Origin of the sequence: Robertmurraya dakarensis, from assembly GCF_900156875.1 — a bacterium.
GTDB lineage: Bacteria > Bacillota > Bacilli > Bacillales > Cytobacillaceae > Robertmurraya > Robertmurraya dakarensis.
The window spans coordinates 2323148-2341946 of sequence record NZ_LT707409.1; the positions used below are offsets into that span (position 1 = coordinate 2323148).

Below are 18799 nucleotides of genomic sequence, written 5' to 3' on the forward strand. Positions count from 1 at the left end.
TGCACCTCGCTTTTACTATTCTTAGCGAATCATTGTTCATTGTTACCTACATTCTACACTACTTTTTTCCAATATCAAACGATTTTACCAATTCCTCGACAAAACTTAAGGCCTCATTTAGTTTAGCAGGGTCTTTACCGCCTGCTTGGGCCATATCTGGACGGCCGCCGCCGCCACCGCCGCAGCGCGTAGCAACTTCTTTAATAATCTTACCTGCATGCAGTCCTTTTTCATTTAGGTCTTTAGTAACAGCCGTAATTAAATTCACTTTATCCTCACTTGGACTTCCAAGAACGATAACAGCAGATCCTAGCTTTTGCTTCAAGTCATCTGCCATATTTCGAAGTTGATTCATATCTGTTGCTTGTACGGAAGCTGCCAATACCGTCACTCCATTGATCTCTTTCGCTTGGTCAACAAGGCTTCCAGCTTCAATATTACCCAATTTTGTGCTTAAAGATTCATTTTCTCTTTGAAGCTGCTTCATTTCGCCTAAAAGAACATCTATTCTGTTAGCAACATCTTTTGGATTTGTTTTTAATTTATTAGCCGCTTCTTTAAGAACATTGATTTGGTCATTCATTAATCCATAAGCCGCTTCACCCGTTACTGCCTCAATTCTTCGGGTGCCAGCTCCAATTCCGCTTTCCGAAACAATTTTAAATAAGCCAATGACAGAAGAGTTTGGCACATGGCAGCCTCCACAAAGCTCTAGGCTGTAGTCGCCAATTTGAACCACACGAACGATGTCTCCGTATTTTTCACCGAACAACGCCATAGCGCCCATTGCTTTCGCTTCTTCTATCCCCTTGTAATCAATATTAACGCCCAAGCCTTTCCAGATATGTTCGTTAACAATGCTTTCAATCTTCTCTAATTCATCTGCCTTAATTTGCCCAAAATGAGAAAAGTCAAAGCGCAAACGATCTGATTCAACTAGAGAGCCAGCCTGGTTTACATGGGAGCCAAGCACATCTTTAAGAGCTTGATGAAGTAAGTGTGTTGCAGTGTGATTTTTAATGATTTTGCTGCGATTTTGTTCGTCAAGTTTTGCCACTACAGCAGCGTTTGTTTGTAACGTTCCGGATTCTACAAGCGCTCTGTGAAGGTTTTGTCCATTCGGAGCTTTTTGCACATCTTTAATCAGAACTTTGACTCCATTGCCTTCTAGATATCCTCTGTCAGCAATTTGTCCGCCACTCTCCGCATAGAATGGTGTCTCATCAAGGATAAACTGAATCTCTTCTCCTGCACTTGCTTCTTCAATTAGCTTGCCCTCTTTGACAATAGCCAGCACTTTTGAATTAGTTTGCAGCTGATCATATCCAACAAATGTACTTTCAACCTTTATTTCACCTAACATACCGCCTTGAACCTGCATGGAATCAACATCCTGCCTAGCAGCACGTGCACGATCACGCTGAGCTTCCATCTCCCTTTCAAAGCCTTCATGGTCAACCTTTAACCCTTCTTCTTCTGCGTACTCTTCAGTTAATTCTGCCGGGAAACCATACGTGTCATATAGACGGAAAACATCCTTCCCTTGAACGACAGTGCTTCCTGCCTCTTTCTCTTTTTTGATAATGCCGGCAAGAATGCTTAAGCCCTCATGCAGTGTTTCATGGAATCGTTCCTCTTCATTTTTAATCACTTTTTGGATGAAATCTGCTTTTGACTTTACCTCCGGGTAATAATCTTCCATGATTTCACCAACGACTGTTACCAATTCATACATGAATGGACGATTAATATTGATTTGCTTTGCGTAGCGGACTGCCCGGCGCAGCAGACGGCGAAGTACATAACCACGGCCTTCATTTGAAGGAAGTGCACCATCTCCTACAGCAAACGCAACTGTACGAATATGGTCGGCAATTACCTTAAACGCAACATCCGTTTCTTTCTTTTGGCCATATTTAACTCCCGAAATTTCTTCTGTTGCTCTAATGATAGGCATGAAGAGATCTGTGTCAAAATTCGTTGGAACATCTTGGACAACAGATGCCATCCTTTCAAGGCCCATCCCCGTATCAATATTTTTCTTTGGCAGCGGTGTATAAGTACCGTCAGGATTATGATTAAACTCAGAGAACACTAAATTCCATACTTCTAAGTAGCGCTCATTTTCCCCGCCAGGATATAGTTCCGGATCTTCTGGATCATCTCCATACTCCGGACCGCGGTCGTAGAAAATTTCTGTGTTGGGTCCGCTCGGTCCTTCCCCAATATCCCAAAAATTACCTTCAAGGCGGATAATTCTCTCTTCAGGAACCCCCATTTTTTTATTCCATAATTCAAAGGCTTCATGGTCTTCGGGATGAATCGTAACAGAAAGGCGTTCTTCTTCAAAGCCAATCCATTTCTCATCCGTTAAAAACTCCCAAGCCCATTGAATTGCCTCTTCTTTGAAATATTCACCGATTGAGAAGTTACCCAGCATTTCAAAAAACGTATGATGCCTCGCAGTTTTTCCAACATTCTCAATATCATTTGTACGAATCGATTTTTGGGCATTGGTAATGCGTGGGTTTTCAGGAATGACGCGGCCATCAAAATATTTTTTCAATGTCGCTACCCCGCTGTTAATCCAAAGCAATGATGGGTCATCATGCGGAACAAGTGATGCACTCGGCTCCACTGAATGTCCTTTTTCCTTAAAAAAATCTAAATACATGCGGCGAATCTCAGCACCGGTTAGTTTTTTCATACTTACGACCTCCTATATATGATCATTTTCTGTTCTTAAACAAATAAAAAAGCCCTCATCCCGTTACAGGGACGAGGAGCTCTGCTCGCGGTACCACCCTGATTACGAATGAAAAGCCATTCATCTCTCAATGTCCTTTAACGCAGGTGATACGGCAGGGATTAGCTGCATTCCGGATTAGCTTTCTGTTACCCTTCATCTAGAATTTCTTTCAGCCGCGGAAATTCCTCTCTTCGCTTTACGCAAGATGGTCTGTAACATACTCTTTCCTTCAACAAGATTTCATTATGTATGGATCCGTCTATGACTGATCCAAATACTAGCAGTATTTACCTAAGAACGACATAATAAACATGCACTTATAGACGAATTATAGCGATTTTAATTTAGGTTTGTCAAATTTATCTTATGATATTTTCTTCCTGCATCTTTCCCCGAACAAAATGATTTCTCGCATGAACCGCGCTCACCTTTAAAATTGCTAAAATCGGTACGCCTAGGATTAATCCCGCTACCCCTCCAATCTCACCTCCTGCTATTAAAGCAAACATGATTAATAGAGGGTGCATATGCAGACTTTTCCCAACAATTAAAGGGGAAAGAATGTTTCCTTCTAGAAACTGCAGTGCCGCCACGATCACCACTGATGTAATAATCATTTTTAGCGACATTGTAGCCGCAATAATAAGGATCGGAAATAAAGCAATAATTGGACCGAAATATGGAATGACATTGGTAACTCCGACAATAAAACCTAACAATAAGGGATAGTTCATGTCAACGAACCAAAAAAGACAAGCGGAAATCAATCCAAGTACTGCACCTACTAACAGTTGGCCGCGGATGTAGCCCCCAAGAGATTTATCTACATCTCTTAAAAACTTTATTCCGCTCCTCCGCCATTTTCTCGGTGTTAAATACCATGCCGCCTTTTTCATGACTTCAATGTCTTTAAGCATATAAAAAGCTATAAATGGAATGATGGCTAACAGGAAAATAGAATTTAAAATATGCAATAAACCGTCAATAACGTTCGCCAATAAACGATTTAATGCTTCTTCTGCTGCAACAATCCCATTTTCGATTTGTTCTTGAACGCCAATGGGCCAAGTATCTGTTTTATCCTGGATAAATAAAATCCAGCTGCGATACTGATCTGTAAATTCTGGGGCATGCTCAACTAAATCCCTTAATTGGCCGATAAATGCAGGAATTCCTTTATAGAAGCCGAATCCTACACCCCCAAAGAAAAGCAAATAAATGATTAAAATCGCGAGCCATCTCGGGAGATAGCTTTCATGTAATTTTTCAATAACAGGATGCAGTAAATAAGTGATAAATGCTGCAATCATAAACGGAATAAAAACTGTTTTTAACACTTCCAGCATCGGAGCCCAAATTGGTTTTAGTTTTAAAAAAATATATGCAACGAAAAATAATAATAAAAGAAACCCAAGCCTGTAAAACCATTTCACGCGAATATCCATCCCTTTCCTCCCTTATCCCTATTTTTAGAGCAGCCATGAAAAATATACGTATTAATAACGTTAAGGAAGGCAGACAGCAAAAACCCCCTCGTAAGGAGGAGGTTTAAAGGCTAAAACAATGTTTTAGTGATTCTTTTTTGCATTTTTTTCATATTTCGACGAGACATTAGGTTATTACGCTGAGCATAATTATATGCCGCCATACCAGCACCAACTGCTATAACAGACGTTAGCATTTTATTCATTCGTCTCACCTCGGTTTTAGTTATAAGATAAACCGGCGCTCATCTTCACTAAATAAATCGTCCAGTGAACTTAACGTTCCATCCTCTTCTACTTGGTGGGTACTAATCATACCTTGAGTCAAGGATAGTTCTATATAACAATTCCAACAATAATATTGGTTGATTCCAATTTTTCCTATATCCTTGCTCTGACAATTTGGACACTTTAACATCAAAGACCCCTCACAATCGTTTTTCGCTAGGAAAGTCATCTCTTCCTACTCTCCCATATTTTCATCAACATCAACGATGATGGCGTCTTTCCCAATTGTAGGTGGATCATCAGTCTTAATGACCCGCTTCCCTTCAACCATGTCAGAAAAGAAGCCATCCGAACATTCATACCCTACAATTGTTCCCAATTCCTCCTTGAAGTATACGTCCTCAAGAATTCCTAATTTTTCGCCTTGGGCTGTCATGAGGGGCCTTCCCATTAATTTTTCATGCCCTTCCAATGTGAAAGCAGCAGGTTTTTTTAACGGCTTAAGACTTGTGGGGTCTTCTACCATAACTCCATCCCAACCAAAAGAAGCTACATCATCTATTGCAATAAAAAAGGACTTTTTAAAGAGAGCACCGGTTTTTAAAAGCAAGCCCTTGACGATCCCTGTGTTAGAAATGTGAAGGTCATATACTTCACCAAGTTTTTCTCCCCTGCTTTTTTCATAAACAGGGAGCCCTTTCAGTATTGAAAATGTCCGCAAAGATCGGTCCCACCTTCCCGGAACATTAATAGTGTTTACTCTCTTGGGTGAAACATAAGGTGAAAGGTTTTCCATGCCACCAGAATGAAGGGTTGGAAACACTTATTTTCTTTTTGTAGATTGTTTTTCTACAAATTCATTTCTTTCGCCGCCGTCTGAAAGTTCTTCAGAGAACTCATGGTCTTTTTTTAGCAGCTTCGAGGTTTTAATAACACTTGCACCTAAATTTAAATTGGGTGCTGCTTCCTCATTTAACTTTTCACTCATATTTATCACCTCTAATCTTATTGTCTTTTTTTTGTCATCAGACATACAAAAAAAGAGATACCAAAATTGGTATCCCCGTTTATTTAAATGGTCTTTACTTCGTCCATATAGTCATATGGTGTAACATTTTCCATGCCAATTAATGGATCAACTTCCATCATATTCTCTTCCGTGATGATGAACTGTTTTTGTTCTTTTTGTACATCAATCTTTTTACTAGTGAACGTTTCATGGATTTCTTCTGCCAGTTTTTCTTTTAGGGTCGTTAATCTTAGTTGTTCGTCAGCACGTTCCACTCCGATACGGAAAGCTTCTTCTTCGCCACAAATAATTAAGAATTTCTTGCTCCTCGTGATTGCCGTGTAAATTAAATTTCTTCGAAGCATCCGATAATAACTCTTTACGATAGGAAGGATGACGATCGGAAACTCACTTCCTTGCGATTTATGGATGGAAGTGCAGAATGCATGTGTAATTTGATTTAAATCCTGCTTCGTGTATGTCGCCTCAATTCCATCAAATGAGACAACCACCATATCTTCCTTTTCGGTGTTTTCCTTTGCATAAAAAATGGCGGCCACTTCACCAATATCACCATTAAATACATTATTTTCCGGCTGATTCACGAGCTGTAATACTTTATCCCCAACCCTGTACTTGACGTCTCCATACTTTAGTTCCTTTCTCGATCCGTCATCATTGGAGTTGAAGATTTGCTGCATGATGTCATTTAATTTATCAATCCCAGCAGGACCCTTATACATCGGTGCCAGCACTTGAATATCTTTAGATGTAAATCCTTTGTTTTTAGCATTAACTACCACTTTTTCCACTACTTCTGGAATTTGTCCAACAGAACATCTAATAAAAGATCGATCACCTTGTTGTTTTGTAACATCATTTGGAAGCTTCCCTGTCTTAATCTGGTGGGCAAGCTCAATAATTGAAGAACCTTCTTCTTGGCGATAAATATCGGTTAACCTAACCGTCGGAACTCTTTCAGACTCAAGCAGATCTTTTAATACTTGTCCCGGACCAACAGAAGGCAGCTGATCTTCATCTCCAACGAGAATTACTTGAATATGCTCTGGCAAAGCCTTAAATAATTGATGAGCCAGCCAAATATCCAGCATCGAGGTTTCATCAACAATGACGATTTTCCCTTCTAGAGGATTATCCTCATCACGGCTAAAGCCTTCAACTCCATTCCAGCCCAGTAAGCGATGAATCGTTACGGCGGGGATGCCTGTCGACTCTGTCATTCTTTTCGCAGCTCTTCCTGTTGGAGCAGCTAAGATGAACGGAAATGGTTCTTCCTTTTTATAATCCTTCGGGTCCAATGAACAGCCATGTAATTCACTGTATAATTCCACAATTCCTTTGATAACGGTCGTTTTCCCTGTCCCAGGACCACCAGTTAAAATGAGCATTGGAGACATCAGTGCTGTTTGAATTGCCTCTCTTTGAGAAGGAGCATATTGAACTTTTATTCTTTCCTCTAAGTTACCAAGTGCTAATAAGAATTCCGATTCAGGAAATTGCTCTTTATACTCTGACTGTTTTAATACTCTTTTTATATTTGTAACCAATCCTTTTTCCGCAAAATATAAGGACGGCAAGTAGACTTTTCTTTCTTCAATAATGACTTTACTTTCCTCTTGCAGTTTAATTAGTTCATCAGAAATAACATTATATTCAATAGTGTCCCTTTTATTTTCCTCTAAGAGTGTCTTGACATTTTCCAAAAGAGTCTTGGCAGGAATATACACATGTCCAGCCTGCATGCTGTCATTTTCAAGTACATAGAGGCATCCTGCTTTTACACGATCAGGGTGGCTGCCTGAAATACCGAGCTGAAATCCTAGCTCATCGGCACGATTGAATCCTACTCCTTCAATATCTTCAACTAGCTTATAAGGATTGGACTGGATCGTTTCGATCGTTAGTTCTTTATATGCCTGATAGATTTTCATTGAGATTTGCGGACCAAAACCATATTGGTTAAGAGCTACCATCGCTTGCTCCAACCCTTGATTTTCCATTAAAGTATCGTAAATTTCCTTTGCTTTGTCAGGGGGCAGCTTGGGAACAGTGTCTAATAAAGATGGCTGGTTTAATATACGAGAGATGGCGTTCTCACCAAGTGTTTCGACAATCTTTTCGGCCGTTTTCTTCCCGACTCCCTTAAATAATTCACCGGAAAGATACGAAATTACCCCTTGTTTCGTTTGCGGCAGTTCTTTGCGAAAATGCTCTGCTTGGAATTGCAGACCGAACTTTGGATGATCCTTAAAATGACCGTAAAAAATATACGTCTCTTGATCATGTACTTTAGGAAAAAAACCGGTAATAACCGCCTCTTTATCGTCATACTCTTCGTTCGTATCATCAACCCTGATTCTAATGACAGAATATAAGTTCTGATCATTATGAAAGATCGTAACAAGATGCTTTCCTTTTATGTATTTACTTTCTTCACCAAAAAGTTCGAGCTTTTCTTGATCAGACAAACTGTCCCCTCCTCCCTGGTTATTGTCTTAACTACTTATTTAGATTCTGTATTTCCATTTGTCATAAGCTTCTTGCCATGCCCGGCTAATAAATGATCCGGCTGAATGTCTAAAGCTTTTTCAAACATTTCCAGTGCTTTCACTGTGTCTTCTTTAAAACCGTATGCTACTCCGAGATTATAATAAGCATCAGCATGATTTTCATCGATTTTTAAGCACTCTTCAAATTGTGTTATCGCCTCGTCAATCAGTTCTGACTGTGCCAAACATAGACCGTATTGAAAACGTGCTTCTGCATCAGTATCATTCAATTCAACACTGCGCTGCAGGTATGGCAGGGCTAATTTTATCTGGTCTAATTGAACGAGAGTCATCCCTAACATAAAAAAGTTATCACTTGATTGCAGGCCCTTTTGCATTGCTTTTTCAAACATTTTTTTCGCTTCTTCAAAGTTCTCATTTTCAAAATAAAGATTACCAGCACTATAATAAGCAGCCGCAGCATTTTCATCTAATGAGATCGCCTTTTTAAAGAAGTTTAACGCCTTCTCGTTCTCTCCTACTGCAGACAGTACATTACCAAAATTAATATAAGAAACGGCATCATCTGGGCTTTCTTCAATTGCTTCCATAAAGATCTTTGCCGCTTCTTCCCATTTTCCTTCTTGCATGTATTGTATACCTTGTTGATTTTTATCCATCGTTCACACTCCTATTACTAAAAAAGTATAGCATATTTTATTATTACCGAAATACAAGTGAAAAGGGAATTTTAGAAGAATCCCCTTTTTCCTACTAAGTTTCACTTTATCGCAACAAATGCCTCGATTCGTTATTAGAATCGAGGCATTCCACAAAGATTACCCTACATAAGTAAGTTTTTCTCCATTTTTATATATTTCATCAATCGTTCCACCGCCAAGACATTCATCACCGGAGTAGAATACAACTGCTTGTCCTGGAGTAACAGCTCGAATAGGTTCATGGAAAATCACTTTCACTTTTCCATCTTCTAACTTCTGAACAGTCACACCATTATCTGGTTGGCGATATCTAAATTTAGCCGTACAGTCAAAAGAACTTGGCTTAGCTTCATTTGAAACCCAGCTGACATCTGTCGCAATGATGCTATCAGAATAAAGCTTCTCATTGTGGAAAGCTTGACCAACATATAGAACATTACGCTGTAAGTCTTTCCCAATCACAAACCATGGCTCACCGGCACCCCCGATTCCAAGACCATGTCTTTGTCCAATTGTGTAATACATCAACCCATCGTGCTTGCCGACCACTTCACCATCTAGTGATTCCATGTTTCCTGGCTGAGCAGGCAAGTATCCGCTTAAAAATTCCTTAAAGTTACGTTCCCCGATAAAACAAATGCCCGTGCTGTCCTTTTTCGTGGCAGTCGCCAAATTAGCTTCTTGGGCAATATCCCGAACCTTGGACTTTTCAATGTTCCCAATTGGAAACATAACTTTTGACAATTGATCTTGCGTCAGTTGATTGAGGAAATAGGTTTGATCCTTGTTCTCGTCAACCCCGCGGAGCATTTTATATTCTCCTTCACGGAACTCAACACGAGCATAATGGCCTGTTGCCAAATAGTCTGCACCGAGACTTACTGCATGTTCAAGAAATGCCTTGAACTTAATTTCTTTATTGCACATAACATCAGGATTTGGCGTTCTCCCTGCTTTATACTCATCTAAAAAGTACGTAAATACTTTATCCCAATATTGCTTTTCAAAATTGACCGCATAATAGGGAATACCGATTTGATTACATACTCTTATGACATCATTGTAATCTTCTGTCGCTGTACATACTCCAAATTCGTCTGTATCGTCCCAGTTTTTCATAAAAATGCCGATTACATCGTAACCTTGCTGTTTTAAAATAAGAGCAGCTACAGAAGAATCAACACCACCTGACATCCCCACAACTACACGAGTATCTTTTGGTTCTTTTTTCATTAATTTATCCACCACACTTGCCTTCACTCAATGTTTTAAGTAAAAGTTTATTTACTTGTTAATCTCTTCACAATTTTTAACGTTTCCTGTGCAGCCTTTTTTACTTGAGCTTCCGTATTATTCAGACCAAAGCTAAACCGTATTGCATTACGTAGACGATCCGAGTTGTTTCCAAACATGGCCACCAAAACATGAGATGGATCAATTGAACCAGCTGTACAAGCTGACCCGCTAGAAACAGCAATTCCTGCCAAATCTAAATTAACTAGCATAGCCTCAACATCTGTTCCAGGAAAGCTTAAGTTTAATACATGTGGAAGCGAATTTTCAAGAGATCCGTTTAGATGAAATTCAATTTCACCTTTTTTCAGCTCTTCGATGACGATTTCCTTAAACGTAAGGTACTGTGTTCTTTTCTCTTCCTTCTGAGCTTCCACTATTTTAACCGCTTCAAGAAATCCAGCGATCGCTGCTACATTTTCAGTTCCTGCCCTGCGCTTACGCTCCTGTTCGCCGCCAAAAATCAGCGGGGCAATTCCTACATCATTTTTTACATATAGAAATCCAATCCCTTTCGGACCGTTAATTTTATGGGCTGATACTGATAAAAGATCAACCTTTAATTCTTTCACATCAATATCTTCAATCCCATACGCCTGCACAGCATCGGTATGAAACTTCGCCTGATGGTCTGCGAGCAGCTCTCCTAGTTCTTGAATAGGCTGCAGTGTACCCACTTCGTTATTGCCAAACATCACCGACAGAAGGATCGTATCCTCTCGCAATGCTTTTTTTACATCACCAACAGCTATGCTTCCACTTTCATCAACAGGCAAATACGTAACTTCAAAACCTTTTTTCTCAAGCTGTTGACAGGTGTGAAGAACAGCATGATGCTCTATCTGTGTGGTAATGATGTGTTTCCCGTTGTGACGATAGGCTTCAGCCACGCCAAGCAGAGCAAAATTATCAGCTTCAGTACCACCACTTGTAATGATTATTTCATTAGCCTTAGCTCCAATACTTTTTGCAAAAACATCCCTTGCCTCATCAAGTATATGACGAGATTCTCTGCCAAAGGCATGGATGCTTGATGGATTCCCAAATTGATTTTTCATCACTGCTGTCATCGCATCAATTGCCTTTGGATGCATCGGAGTTGTGGCGGCATGATCTAAGTAAATCCGTTCCAATACCTTCACCTTCTCTTATTCCTCTAATAGCTAGTATTCTCTTTAATATTATATATAAAACATGTATGCATCAGACTCGCCATACTCGGTATGGTTAGCCAAATCTTCTATTGTGGTGTTATCTAGAACATTCTTAATCGCATCCCTGATCCTGATCCATAGTTCTTTCTTGGCAGGCTCTTCATCTTCAATCCCTTCAACTAGGATGATTGGTCCCTCTAAGACGCGGATGACATCGCCTGCCGTAATTTTAGAAGGCTCGTTTGCAAGAATGTAGCCGCCATAGGCTCCTCTAATACTTTTGACTAACCCTGCATTTCTTAACGGAGCAATTAACTGCTCTAAATAATGCTCGGATAGGTCATTTGCCTGCGCAATAGCTTTTAATGAAACAGGACCCTCACCAAAATTTTTCGCTAATTCAATCATAATTGTTAAGCCGTAACGGCCTTTAGTAGATATTTTCATAAACTCGCACCTCTTTTTGAATGTGTTTCTGACTGTTCAAATTCTGCCTTCTTAACCTTAAGATTTGCCAGCCAACGGTCTGTGACAAGTTGACATTGCGGCAATGTGAAACCAGCTAACGGACCTACTGCCAAGCCATATAAAATCGTCCCCCAAAAGATCGGCCCCCCAAGCAGCCAGCCGGCCGAGAGCACAAAGATCTCCATTACAGCACGGACATTTCTAATTTTCATGCCTGTCTTTGTCGAAACAGCTATCATTAAACTATCCCGCGGTCCAGCTCCAAATTTAGCTGAAATATAGATTCCCATTCCATAGGCATTTATAATAATCCCTATGATAAACATAACCATTTTACCTATCAATTCTTCCGGTGTCTGTAAAAAAGGAAGCAGAAAAAACATGTCAATAAAAACTCCAACGAGGACCATATTCATAAAGGCACCAATTTGCGGCCATTCTTTTAAAATCACTGCAGCTGATGCTAGAATAATGAATCCTACGATAATCGACCAGCTTCCAATACTTAACCCCATTTGATAGTAAAGTCCTACGTGGAGTACATCCCATGGTGTCGCACCTAAATCTGCTTTTATTAGAAGTACAATCCCCAGGGACATAATGAGTAAACCGAGTATATAAATAAAAAATCTTGGTCCAGTCTGACCCTTTTTTTGTAGTTGTGTCACTGCTGTCTTATCCCCAATCTTACGCTACTTAAAATTTTATCAAAACCCATATTAAATAGATAGACTTTTGCCATTATAGCATAATTCAAAACCATATGTGTTTACGCAAGCTCTATGTTATGGTAAAAGAAGAAAAAGGAAAATCATGATCTAGTTCATAATCAAACATTGGAGAGATATGTATGAGTCTTAAACCGTTGGCTTTTCGAATGAGACCGCGGACAATCGATGAAATTATCGGTCAAGAACATCTTGTTGGGGAAGGCAAGATTATCCATCGAATGGTAAAAGCAAAACAGCTTTCTTCCATGATCTTATACGGTCCGCCTGGAATTGGAAAAACTTCTATTGCCAGTGCGATTGCCGGCAGTACAAAGTTTGCTTTTCGGATGCTTAATGCTGTTACAAATAATAAGAAAGATATGGAAGTTGTTGCAGCGGAGGCGAAGATGTCTGGCAAGGTTATTCTTTTATTAGATGAAGTTCATCGGTTGGATAAAGGGAAACAGGACTTCTTATTGCCACATCTTGAAAATGGATCCATTGTTCTTATTGGAGCAACGACAAGTAATCCTTATCATGCGATTAATCCTGCAATCCGCAGCCGCTGTCAAATATTCGAATTAAAACCGCTATCACCTGAAGAAATCATCATTTCACTAAAAAGGGCATTGAAAGACGACGAACGAGGACTGGGATCTTACCAGGTTAACATTACGGACGAAGCACTGACACACTTAGCAACAGCTTCTAATGGAGATGTCAGAAGTTCCCTTAACGCTTTGGAACTAGCCGTTATTTCTAGTGAAAAAAGTGATGACGGGGTCGTTACAATCGATTTGGCAACTGCAGAAGAGTGCATCCAAAAGAAAAGTTTTTCACATGATCGGGACGGTGATGCTCATTATGATGTTATTTCCGCTTTTCAGAAATCGATTAGAGGAAGCGATGTTAATGCCGCTCTTCATTATCTTGGCCGCTTGATTGAAGCCGGAGACCTCCAAAGCATCAGCAGAAGACTGCTTGTTATTGCCTATGAAGATATCGGACTGGCCAGCCCCCAAGCTGGAGCAAGAACTCTAGCCGCGATTGAAACAGCTGAAAGAATCGGCTTTCCGGAAGCAAGAATACCGCTCGCAAACGCTGTGATCGAGCTCTGTTTATCACCGAAATCAAATTCAGCTATTTTAGCTATTGATGCAGCTATTGCAGATATTAGAAAAGGCGTAAGCGGGGAAGTTCCTGATCATTTGAAGGATGCCCACTATAAAGGGGCAAAAGAACTGGGCCGCGGAAATAATTATTTGTATCCACATGACTATGAAAATGGCTGGGTAAAACAGCAATACCTTCCAAATAACATCAAGAATAAAACTTACTATGATCCGAAGCGGACAGGAAAGTTTGAGCAAGGACTTTATACAGTTTATCAAAACTTAAGAAATCGTAAATAAGGAAGATGATTAGTGAGGTTAAGAGGATATCTCTCCTTATATGTACCCGAATATAATTTTTTGAATCGGTGACGATAAGCGTAAACCCATTAACAAGGACGTGGTACTTTGAATAATCGAAGACTTAAGTGGACTTCAGAGGATGATCAAATTCTATACGAAACTGTCATGGAGTATGTGAGTAATGGGGATACGAAAGCCTCTGCATTTAAAAAAGCTAGTCAGCTCTTAAGCAGGACAGTCGGTGCTTGCAGACACCGCTGGAATGCGGAGGTAAAACATCTTGAACAGTCACCTATAGAAACTGAAACGAAAAGCATACTACATGAACATGAGGAAATCACTTTAAACGATTGCGTGAGGTTTTTACAAGAATCTAATGAACTTAAGAATATTGAGAAGCTGCTTGCAGAACAAGAAATACTTGTAAAGGAACAGGAAGCATTGCGGATAAAGTCTGCAAAACTTGAGGAAGCTTATGAGAACAAAAGGCATAAATATAACCAGGCATTAAAAATGTATGAAGCAATGGCGGGTGGTTTACTTGAGTCTAACGACATTATAGGAGATAAAGAGAAAAAGGCAGTGCATTAATGGCCATAAATTAAAAAGGCCGTTGCGAACAACAGACCTTTTCGTTAACCTATTTCTCATCTTTTACTCTTGTGATCTTAATTCCATCAAGCAATTGTCTGACAACATAGCTAGCCATGATCAATCCCGCTGCAGACGGAACAAAAGCGTTTGATGATGGAGGCATTTTCGCCTTTCTGATGTCCGCATCGTCCTTCCCAACTACCTTCCGGACATCTTCCCTTATCACAATCGGGCTTTCATCAGAAAAAACAACAGGAATTCCTTTTCTAATTCCCTCTTTTCTAAGCTTCGTGCGAATGACTTTCGCAATTGGATCCGTATGGGTTTTCGAAATATCTGCAATTTGGAAACGAGTCGGATCCATTTTATTAGCAGCTCCCATACTGGATATTAACGGAATATTCCTTTTTAAGCATTCCTTCATTAAATGAATTTTATAGATAATGGTATCGGAAGCGTCAACGACAAAATCAAGACCGTATTTGAAGATATCCTCATATGTTTCCTCTGTATAGAACATTTTTAACGAAATAACTTCGCAATCGGGATTAATGTCTTTAATTCGTTCCTTCATCAAATCTGCCTTAGGCTGTCCAACGGTTGATAACAAAGCAATTAGTTGTCTATTTACATTGGTTATATCAACATCGTCTTTATCAATCAGTATTAAGCGTCCCACGCCAGACCTAGCAAGAGCTTCCGCTGCAAAGGAACCGACTCCGCCAATTCCTAACACCGCAACAGTAGCATTTTTCATTCTGTCTAAGCCCTCTTGCCCAATGGCAAGCTCATTTCGTGAAAATTGGTGCAACATTTATTATCAACTCCAAAAACTGAAATATCTTATCTATTTTTACCCTTAATGAATATATCATACTTGCTATCAAAAACAAGTATTTATATAGGGATATAACACATTAAAATATCAAATATTGTTTCTGAAAATAAAAAAATTCATGCATCATTTTGCATGAATGGTTTACTATATAAGAGTCCCAATTGTGCCGTCGCTTTCAATGCCTTCATTTGAACCCGCACAATGCAGGTGGGTGTTCTATTTCAAGCTTTTGTAAGTCCTAAACCAAAGGCATTTACGCCGCTTGAAAACTCCGAACTCCCGAAGGTAATATGTTCGGTCAAATGTTTAGGTTATACCACAAACACATCAGGACTCTTTAGTTGATGTAATCATAGCATATAATGAAAGCACTTTCAATAAAATTCAACCAGGAATCTATCGTCAGATTTTGACTTTTTCGTGAAAAATTGGACAAAGGTAATCTTTTGAAAAAGAATAGCGCCAGCATGATCTGTTCATGCTGGCGCTATATTTATTAATCCTTTTTCAATGAAATTAAATGTAGTTCTAAGAGCTGCGATTCGCTAACTGCACCAGGTGCATCTGTTAACAAGTCACTTGCGCTCGCTGTCTTAGGGAACGCAATCGTATCACGAAGGTTTGTTCTGCCAGCAAGCAGCATCACAAGCCTGTCTAGTCCAAGGGCAATTCCCCCATGTGGAGGTGTTCCATATTCGAATGCATCCAGAAGGAAACCAAATTGCTCACGAGCTTCTTCCTGCGAGAATCCTAGAACGGAGAACATTTTTTCTTGTACATCTCTTTCAAAAATACGAAGTGAACCGCCGCCAAGCTCGTAACCATTCAGAACAATGTCATACGCTTGTGCTCTAACAGCTTCTGGATTACTATCAAGCAGGCTTAAATCTTCTCTTACAGGCATCGTGAACGGATGGTGTGCTGAGAAATATCTTCCAGCTTCCTCATCATACTCAAGAAGCGGCCAGTCAGTCACCCACAAGAAATTGAACTTGCTTTGATCAATAAGATCCAGCTCTTTACCAAGCTTTAGACGAAGGGCTCCAAGTGCATCTGCAACAATTTTCTTCTTATCAGCCACAAATAGGAGAAGGTCTCCTGTTTCTACTCCAAGCGCTGCTTTTAAGCCTTTATCTTCTGCCTCTGAGAAGAATTTAACAATTGGTCCCTTTAAGCCATCATCTTCAGCCTTTAACCATGCAAGGCCTTTTGCTCCATAGCGGGAAGCAAATTCAGTCAGTCCATCGATGTCTTTTCTCGTATACTTCAGACCGCCGCCTTTTACATTGATCGCCTTTACTTGGCCGCCTGAAGCAGCTTGGCTTGCAAATACTTTAAAGCTGGAATCTTTAAATATTTCCGTTAAATCAACAAGCTCCATGTCAAAGCGAGTGTCCGGCTTATCAGAACCATAGCGGCTCATTGCTTCATCATACGGCATACGCTGGAACGGAATTTGAATATCGATTCCTTTTACTTCTTTCATCATTTTCGCCATCATGTTTTCCATTAATGAAATGATATCGTCTTGGCTCATAAAGCTTGTCTCAATATCGACTTGTGTAAATTCTGGCTGACGATCAGCACGCAAGTCTTCGTCACGGAAGCAGCGGGCAATTTGATAGTATCTTTCTACTCCTCCGACCATTAACATCTGTTTAAATAGCTGAGGTGATTGCGGCAACGCATAAAATTCACCAGGATGAACACGGCTGGGAACCAAATAATCACGTGCACCTTCAGGCGTACTCTTTGTAAGAATTGGTGTTTCGATATCCAAGAAGCCTTCTGTATCAAGATAATCACGAATTACCTTTGTCACTTGATGACGCATCTTCAATGTTTCGTAAATCGCTGGGCGTCTAATATCTAAATAACGATACTTTAAACGAATATCTTCTGACACTTCCACTTTATCGTCAATCATAAATGGAGGCGTTTTGGCTTCATTCAAAATCGTTACTTTTTCTGCCTTCACTTCAATTTTACCAGTACTGATGTTTTCATTAATCGTACTTTCATCACGACTAACAACTTCTCCAACTACATCTAGTACGTACTCACTTCTGATCTTTTCCGCCATTGCAAGAGCTTCCTCTGAGACTTCAGGATTGAAGACCACTTGAACTACTCCTGTGCGGTCACGAAGGTCGATAAAAATTACACCTCCAAGATCTCGGCGCTTTTGCACCCATCCTTTTAATGTTACTTTTTCACCAATGGCTGTTTCAGGTACTTCCCCGCAAAAATATGTTCTGCCGTACATGTTAGTCCTCCTCTAAATTAATGAAGCTTTAAATTTTTCAATGAATTGATCTAATGAATATTGAGTTTGTTCCCCTGTTTCCATAGATTTTACATTAATCTTATTTTCTTTTAGCTCATCATCGCCTAAAACCGCCACATACTTAGCATTTAGCCTGTCAGCTGCTTTAAACTGAGCTTTTATTTTACGATTTAAATAATCCATTTCTGCTGAAAAACCAGCAAGCCTTAGAGCGTGCAATAGACGCACATTATACTTTTTCGCTTCTTCTCCCAATGATACTAAGTAGCAATCGACGGAAGCATTCACAGGCAGTTCAATATTCTCTGCATTCAGTGCAGCGATAAAGCGTTCAATGCTTAGCGCAAACCCAATTCCTGGCGTTTCAGGTCCGCCAATTTCTTCAACCAGCCCATTATACCGGCCGCCGCCGCATAGTGTTGTAATGGCACCGAAGCCTTCTGCATCACTCATGATTTCAAAAGCAGTATGGTTGTAATAATCGAGGCCGCGAACCAAATTAGGATCGACTTCAAATGGAATTCCAAGATCTGTCAGGTATGACTGCAGGTTCTCAAAATATGTTTTTGAATCTTCATTTAAATATTGCAGGATCGATGGTGCATCTTTCATTAGCTCATGATCACGATCTTTTTTGCAGTCCAATATCCGCATTGGATTCTTTTCCAAGCGGCTTCTGCAATCTGAGCAAAACTCATCAATCCGCGGCTGAAAATGATTGATAAGTGCTTCTCTATGTGCATTACGACTTTCTTTATCACCTAGACTATTGATGACTAGTTTCAATTTTTTCAGCCCTAGTGACTGGTAGAGAGACATCGCTAGTGCGATTACTTCCGCATCAATCGCAGGATCCGCACTTCCTAGCGCCTCTACCCCAAATTGAACAAATTGACGAAAACGTCCAGCCTGCGGCCGTTCATAGCGGAACATTGGCCCCATATAATACAGTTTTACCGGCTGGTTTGCATTTCCGAACATTTTTTGCTCAACAAACGAACGAACGACTGCTGCTGTTCCTTCTGGACGAAGAGTAACACTTCTTCCGCCCCTGTCTTCAAATGTGTACATTTCTTTTTGGACGATATCAGTGGTATCGCCAACACTTCTTAAAAATAAATCTGTATGTTCAAAAATGGGTGTGCGGATTTCCTTATATTGAAATCTTTCACAAAGCTCTCGTGCGTTTTTCTCGATGAGCTGCCATTTTTCGACTTCACCAGGTAAAATATCTTGAGTACCTCGTGGAATACTAATAGACATACTTGACCTCCTCTTATGTAGAAAAGCGTAAGCGCCTTGCTCACCCCCGACAAGCACAAGACAAGCCTCCCGGAA

At 40.1% G+C, this 18799-nt stretch carries 17 protein-coding genes and 1 other RNA gene; 2 read left to right on the forward strand and 16 right to left on the reverse strand.

The genetic code is table 11. From position 1 onward, the window contains the following. Positions 1–58: 58 nt before the first annotated feature. From alaS to CZ487_RS20195, 12 genes are all read right to left on the reverse strand, one after another. Positions 59–2707 (reverse strand): alanine--tRNA ligase, encoded by a 2649-nt coding sequence (alaS, locus tag CZ487_RS20145; protein WP_077214070.1) that lies wholly within the window; start codon positions 2705–2707, stop codon positions 59–61. 401 nt (positions 2708–3108) lie between these two features. Beyond that, complete coding sequence (locus tag CZ487_RS20150; protein WP_077214071.1) at positions 3109–4194, reverse strand: AI-2E family transporter; 1086 nt, start codon at positions 4192–4194, stop codon at positions 3109–3111. Between the two features lie 110 nt (positions 4195–4304). Continuing rightward, positions 4305–4439 (reverse strand): DUF3918 family protein, encoded by a 135-nt coding sequence (locus CZ487_RS20155; protein ID WP_077214072.1) that lies wholly within the window; start codon positions 4437–4439, stop codon positions 4305–4307. Positions 4440–4459: 20 nt separating this feature from the next. Further along, positions 4460–4651 carry a hypothetical protein gene (locus tag CZ487_RS20160; RefSeq protein ID WP_077215405.1) on the reverse strand — a complete coding sequence of 64 codons (192 nt, stop codon included), beginning with the start codon at positions 4649–4651 and terminating at the stop codon, positions 4460–4462. A 45-nt stretch (positions 4652–4696) separates the two neighbouring features. Beyond that, a complete protein-coding gene (locus tag CZ487_RS20165; protein ID WP_077214073.1) occupies positions 4697–5182 on the reverse strand; it encodes a PRC-barrel domain-containing protein in 486 nt (161 codons plus the stop codon). A gap of 102 nt (positions 5183–5284) precedes the next feature. Next, on the reverse strand, positions 5285–5449 hold the full coding sequence (locus CZ487_RS27295) for a hypothetical protein (protein ID WP_202617862.1): 165 nt from the start codon (positions 5447–5449) through the stop codon (positions 5285–5287). Between the two features lie 83 nt (positions 5450–5532). Beyond that, entirely contained in the window at positions 5533–7959 is a 2427-nt protein-coding gene (gene recD2 / locus CZ487_RS20170; protein WP_077214074.1) for an SF1B family DNA helicase RecD2, read from the reverse strand. Positions 7960–7994: 35 nt separating this feature from the next. After that, complete coding sequence (locus CZ487_RS20175; RefSeq protein ID WP_077214075.1) at positions 7995–8660, reverse strand: tetratricopeptide repeat protein; 666 nt, start codon at positions 8658–8660, stop codon at positions 7995–7997. Positions 8661–8819: 159 nt separating this feature from the next. Then, positions 8820–9935 carry a tRNA 2-thiouridine(34) synthase MnmA gene (gene mnmA / locus CZ487_RS20180; protein WP_077214076.1) on the reverse strand — a complete coding sequence of 372 codons (1116 nt, stop codon included), beginning with the start codon at positions 9933–9935 and terminating at the stop codon, positions 8820–8822. A gap of 47 nt (positions 9936–9982) precedes the next feature. Beyond that, a complete protein-coding gene (locus tag CZ487_RS20185) occupies positions 9983–11128 on the reverse strand; it encodes a cysteine desulfurase family protein (protein WP_077214077.1) in 1146 nt (381 codons plus the stop codon). A gap of 48 nt (positions 11129–11176) precedes the next feature. Beyond that, on the reverse strand, positions 11177–11596 hold the full coding sequence (cymR, locus tag CZ487_RS20190; RefSeq protein ID WP_077214078.1) for a cysteine metabolism transcriptional regulator CymR: 420 nt from the start codon (positions 11594–11596) through the stop codon (positions 11177–11179). Further along, positions 11593–12285 carry a YczE/YyaS/YitT family protein gene (locus CZ487_RS20195; RefSeq protein WP_077214079.1) on the reverse strand — a complete coding sequence of 231 codons (693 nt, stop codon included), beginning with the start codon at positions 12283–12285 and terminating at the stop codon, positions 11593–11595. The genes cymR and CZ487_RS20195 overlap by 4 nt, the downstream gene beginning before the upstream one ends. A 182-nt stretch (positions 12286–12467) precedes the next feature. Between CZ487_RS20195 and CZ487_RS20200 the strand changes: the two genes are divergently transcribed. Continuing rightward, complete coding sequence (locus CZ487_RS20200) at positions 12468–13739, forward strand: replication-associated recombination protein A (protein ID WP_077214080.1); 1272 nt, start codon at positions 12468–12470, stop codon at positions 13737–13739. 108 nt (positions 13740–13847) lie between these two features. Next, a complete protein-coding gene (locus CZ487_RS20205) occupies positions 13848–14333 on the forward strand; it encodes a Myb-like DNA-binding domain-containing protein (RefSeq protein WP_077214081.1) in 486 nt (161 codons plus the stop codon). Between the two features lie 49 nt (positions 14334–14382). Here the strand turns inward: CZ487_RS20205 and CZ487_RS20210 are convergent, their stop codons facing one another. The 4 genes from CZ487_RS20210 to hisS all read right to left on the reverse strand — a co-directional run bounded on the left by CZ487_RS20210 (position 14383) and on the right by hisS (position 18724). After that, positions 14383–15150, reverse strand: coding sequence for a tRNA threonylcarbamoyladenosine dehydratase (locus CZ487_RS20210; protein ID WP_077214082.1), 768 nt, complete (start codon positions 15148–15150; stop codon positions 14383–14385). A 174-nt stretch (positions 15151–15324) separates the two neighbouring features. Next, positions 15325–15511, reverse strand: a non-coding RNA gene (gene ssrS, locus CZ487_RS20215) — 6S RNA. A gap of 159 nt (positions 15512–15670) precedes the next feature. Beyond that, positions 15671–17440, reverse strand: a complete 1770-nt coding sequence (aspS, locus tag CZ487_RS20220) for an aspartate--tRNA ligase (protein WP_077214083.1) — start codon at positions 17438–17440, stop codon at positions 15671–15673. A gap of 12 nt (positions 17441–17452) precedes the next feature. Further along, positions 17453–18724, reverse strand: coding sequence for a histidine--tRNA ligase (gene hisS / locus CZ487_RS20225; protein ID WP_077214084.1), 1272 nt, complete (start codon positions 18722–18724; stop codon positions 17453–17455). Positions 18725–18799 lie beyond the last annotated feature (75 nt).

What these genes read in the sequence shown, in the direction of transcription:
- alaS (WP_077214070.1), bottom strand. Translation starts at nt 2,707, where the DNA reads ATGAAAAAACTAACCGGTGCTGAGATTCGCCGCATGTATTTAGATTTT.
- CZ487_RS20150 (WP_077214071.1), bottom strand. Translation starts at nt 4,194, where the DNA reads ATGGATATTCGCGTGAAATGGTTTTACAGGCTTGGGTTTCTTTTATTA.
- CZ487_RS20155 (WP_077214072.1), bottom strand. Translation starts at nt 4,439, where the DNA reads ATGAATAAAATGCTAACGTCTGTTATAGCAGTTGGTGCTGGTATGGCG.
- CZ487_RS20160 (WP_077215405.1), bottom strand. Translation starts at nt 4,651, where the DNA reads ATGTTAAAGTGTCCAAATTGTCAGAGCAAGGATATAGGAAAAATTGGA.
- CZ487_RS27295 (WP_202617862.1), bottom strand. Translation starts at nt 5,449, where the DNA reads ATGAGTGAAAAGTTAAATGAGGAAGCAGCACCCAATTTAAATTTAGGT.
- CZ487_RS20175 (WP_077214075.1), bottom strand. Translation starts at nt 8,660, where the DNA reads ATGGATAAAAATCAACAAGGTATACAATACATGCAAGAAGGAAAATGG.
- mnmA (WP_077214076.1), bottom strand. Translation starts at nt 9,935, where the DNA reads ATGAAAAAAGAACCAAAAGATACTCGTGTAGTTGTGGGGATGTCAGGT.
- cymR (WP_077214078.1), bottom strand. Translation starts at nt 11,596, where the DNA reads ATGAAAATATCTACTAAAGGCCGTTACGGCTTAACAATTATGATTGAA.
- CZ487_RS20200 (WP_077214080.1), top strand. Translation starts at nt 12,468, where the DNA reads ATGAGTCTTAAACCGTTGGCTTTTCGAATGAGACCGCGGACAATCGAT.
- CZ487_RS20210 (WP_077214082.1), bottom strand. Translation starts at nt 15,150, where the DNA reads ATGTTGCACCAATTTTCACGAAATGAGCTTGCCATTGGGCAAGAGGGC.
- aspS (WP_077214083.1), bottom strand. Translation starts at nt 17,440, where the DNA reads ATGTACGGCAGAACATATTTTTGCGGGGAAGTACCTGAAACAGCCATT.
- hisS (WP_077214084.1), bottom strand. Translation starts at nt 18,724, where the DNA reads ATGTCTATTAGTATTCCACGAGGTACTCAAGATATTTTACCTGGTGAA.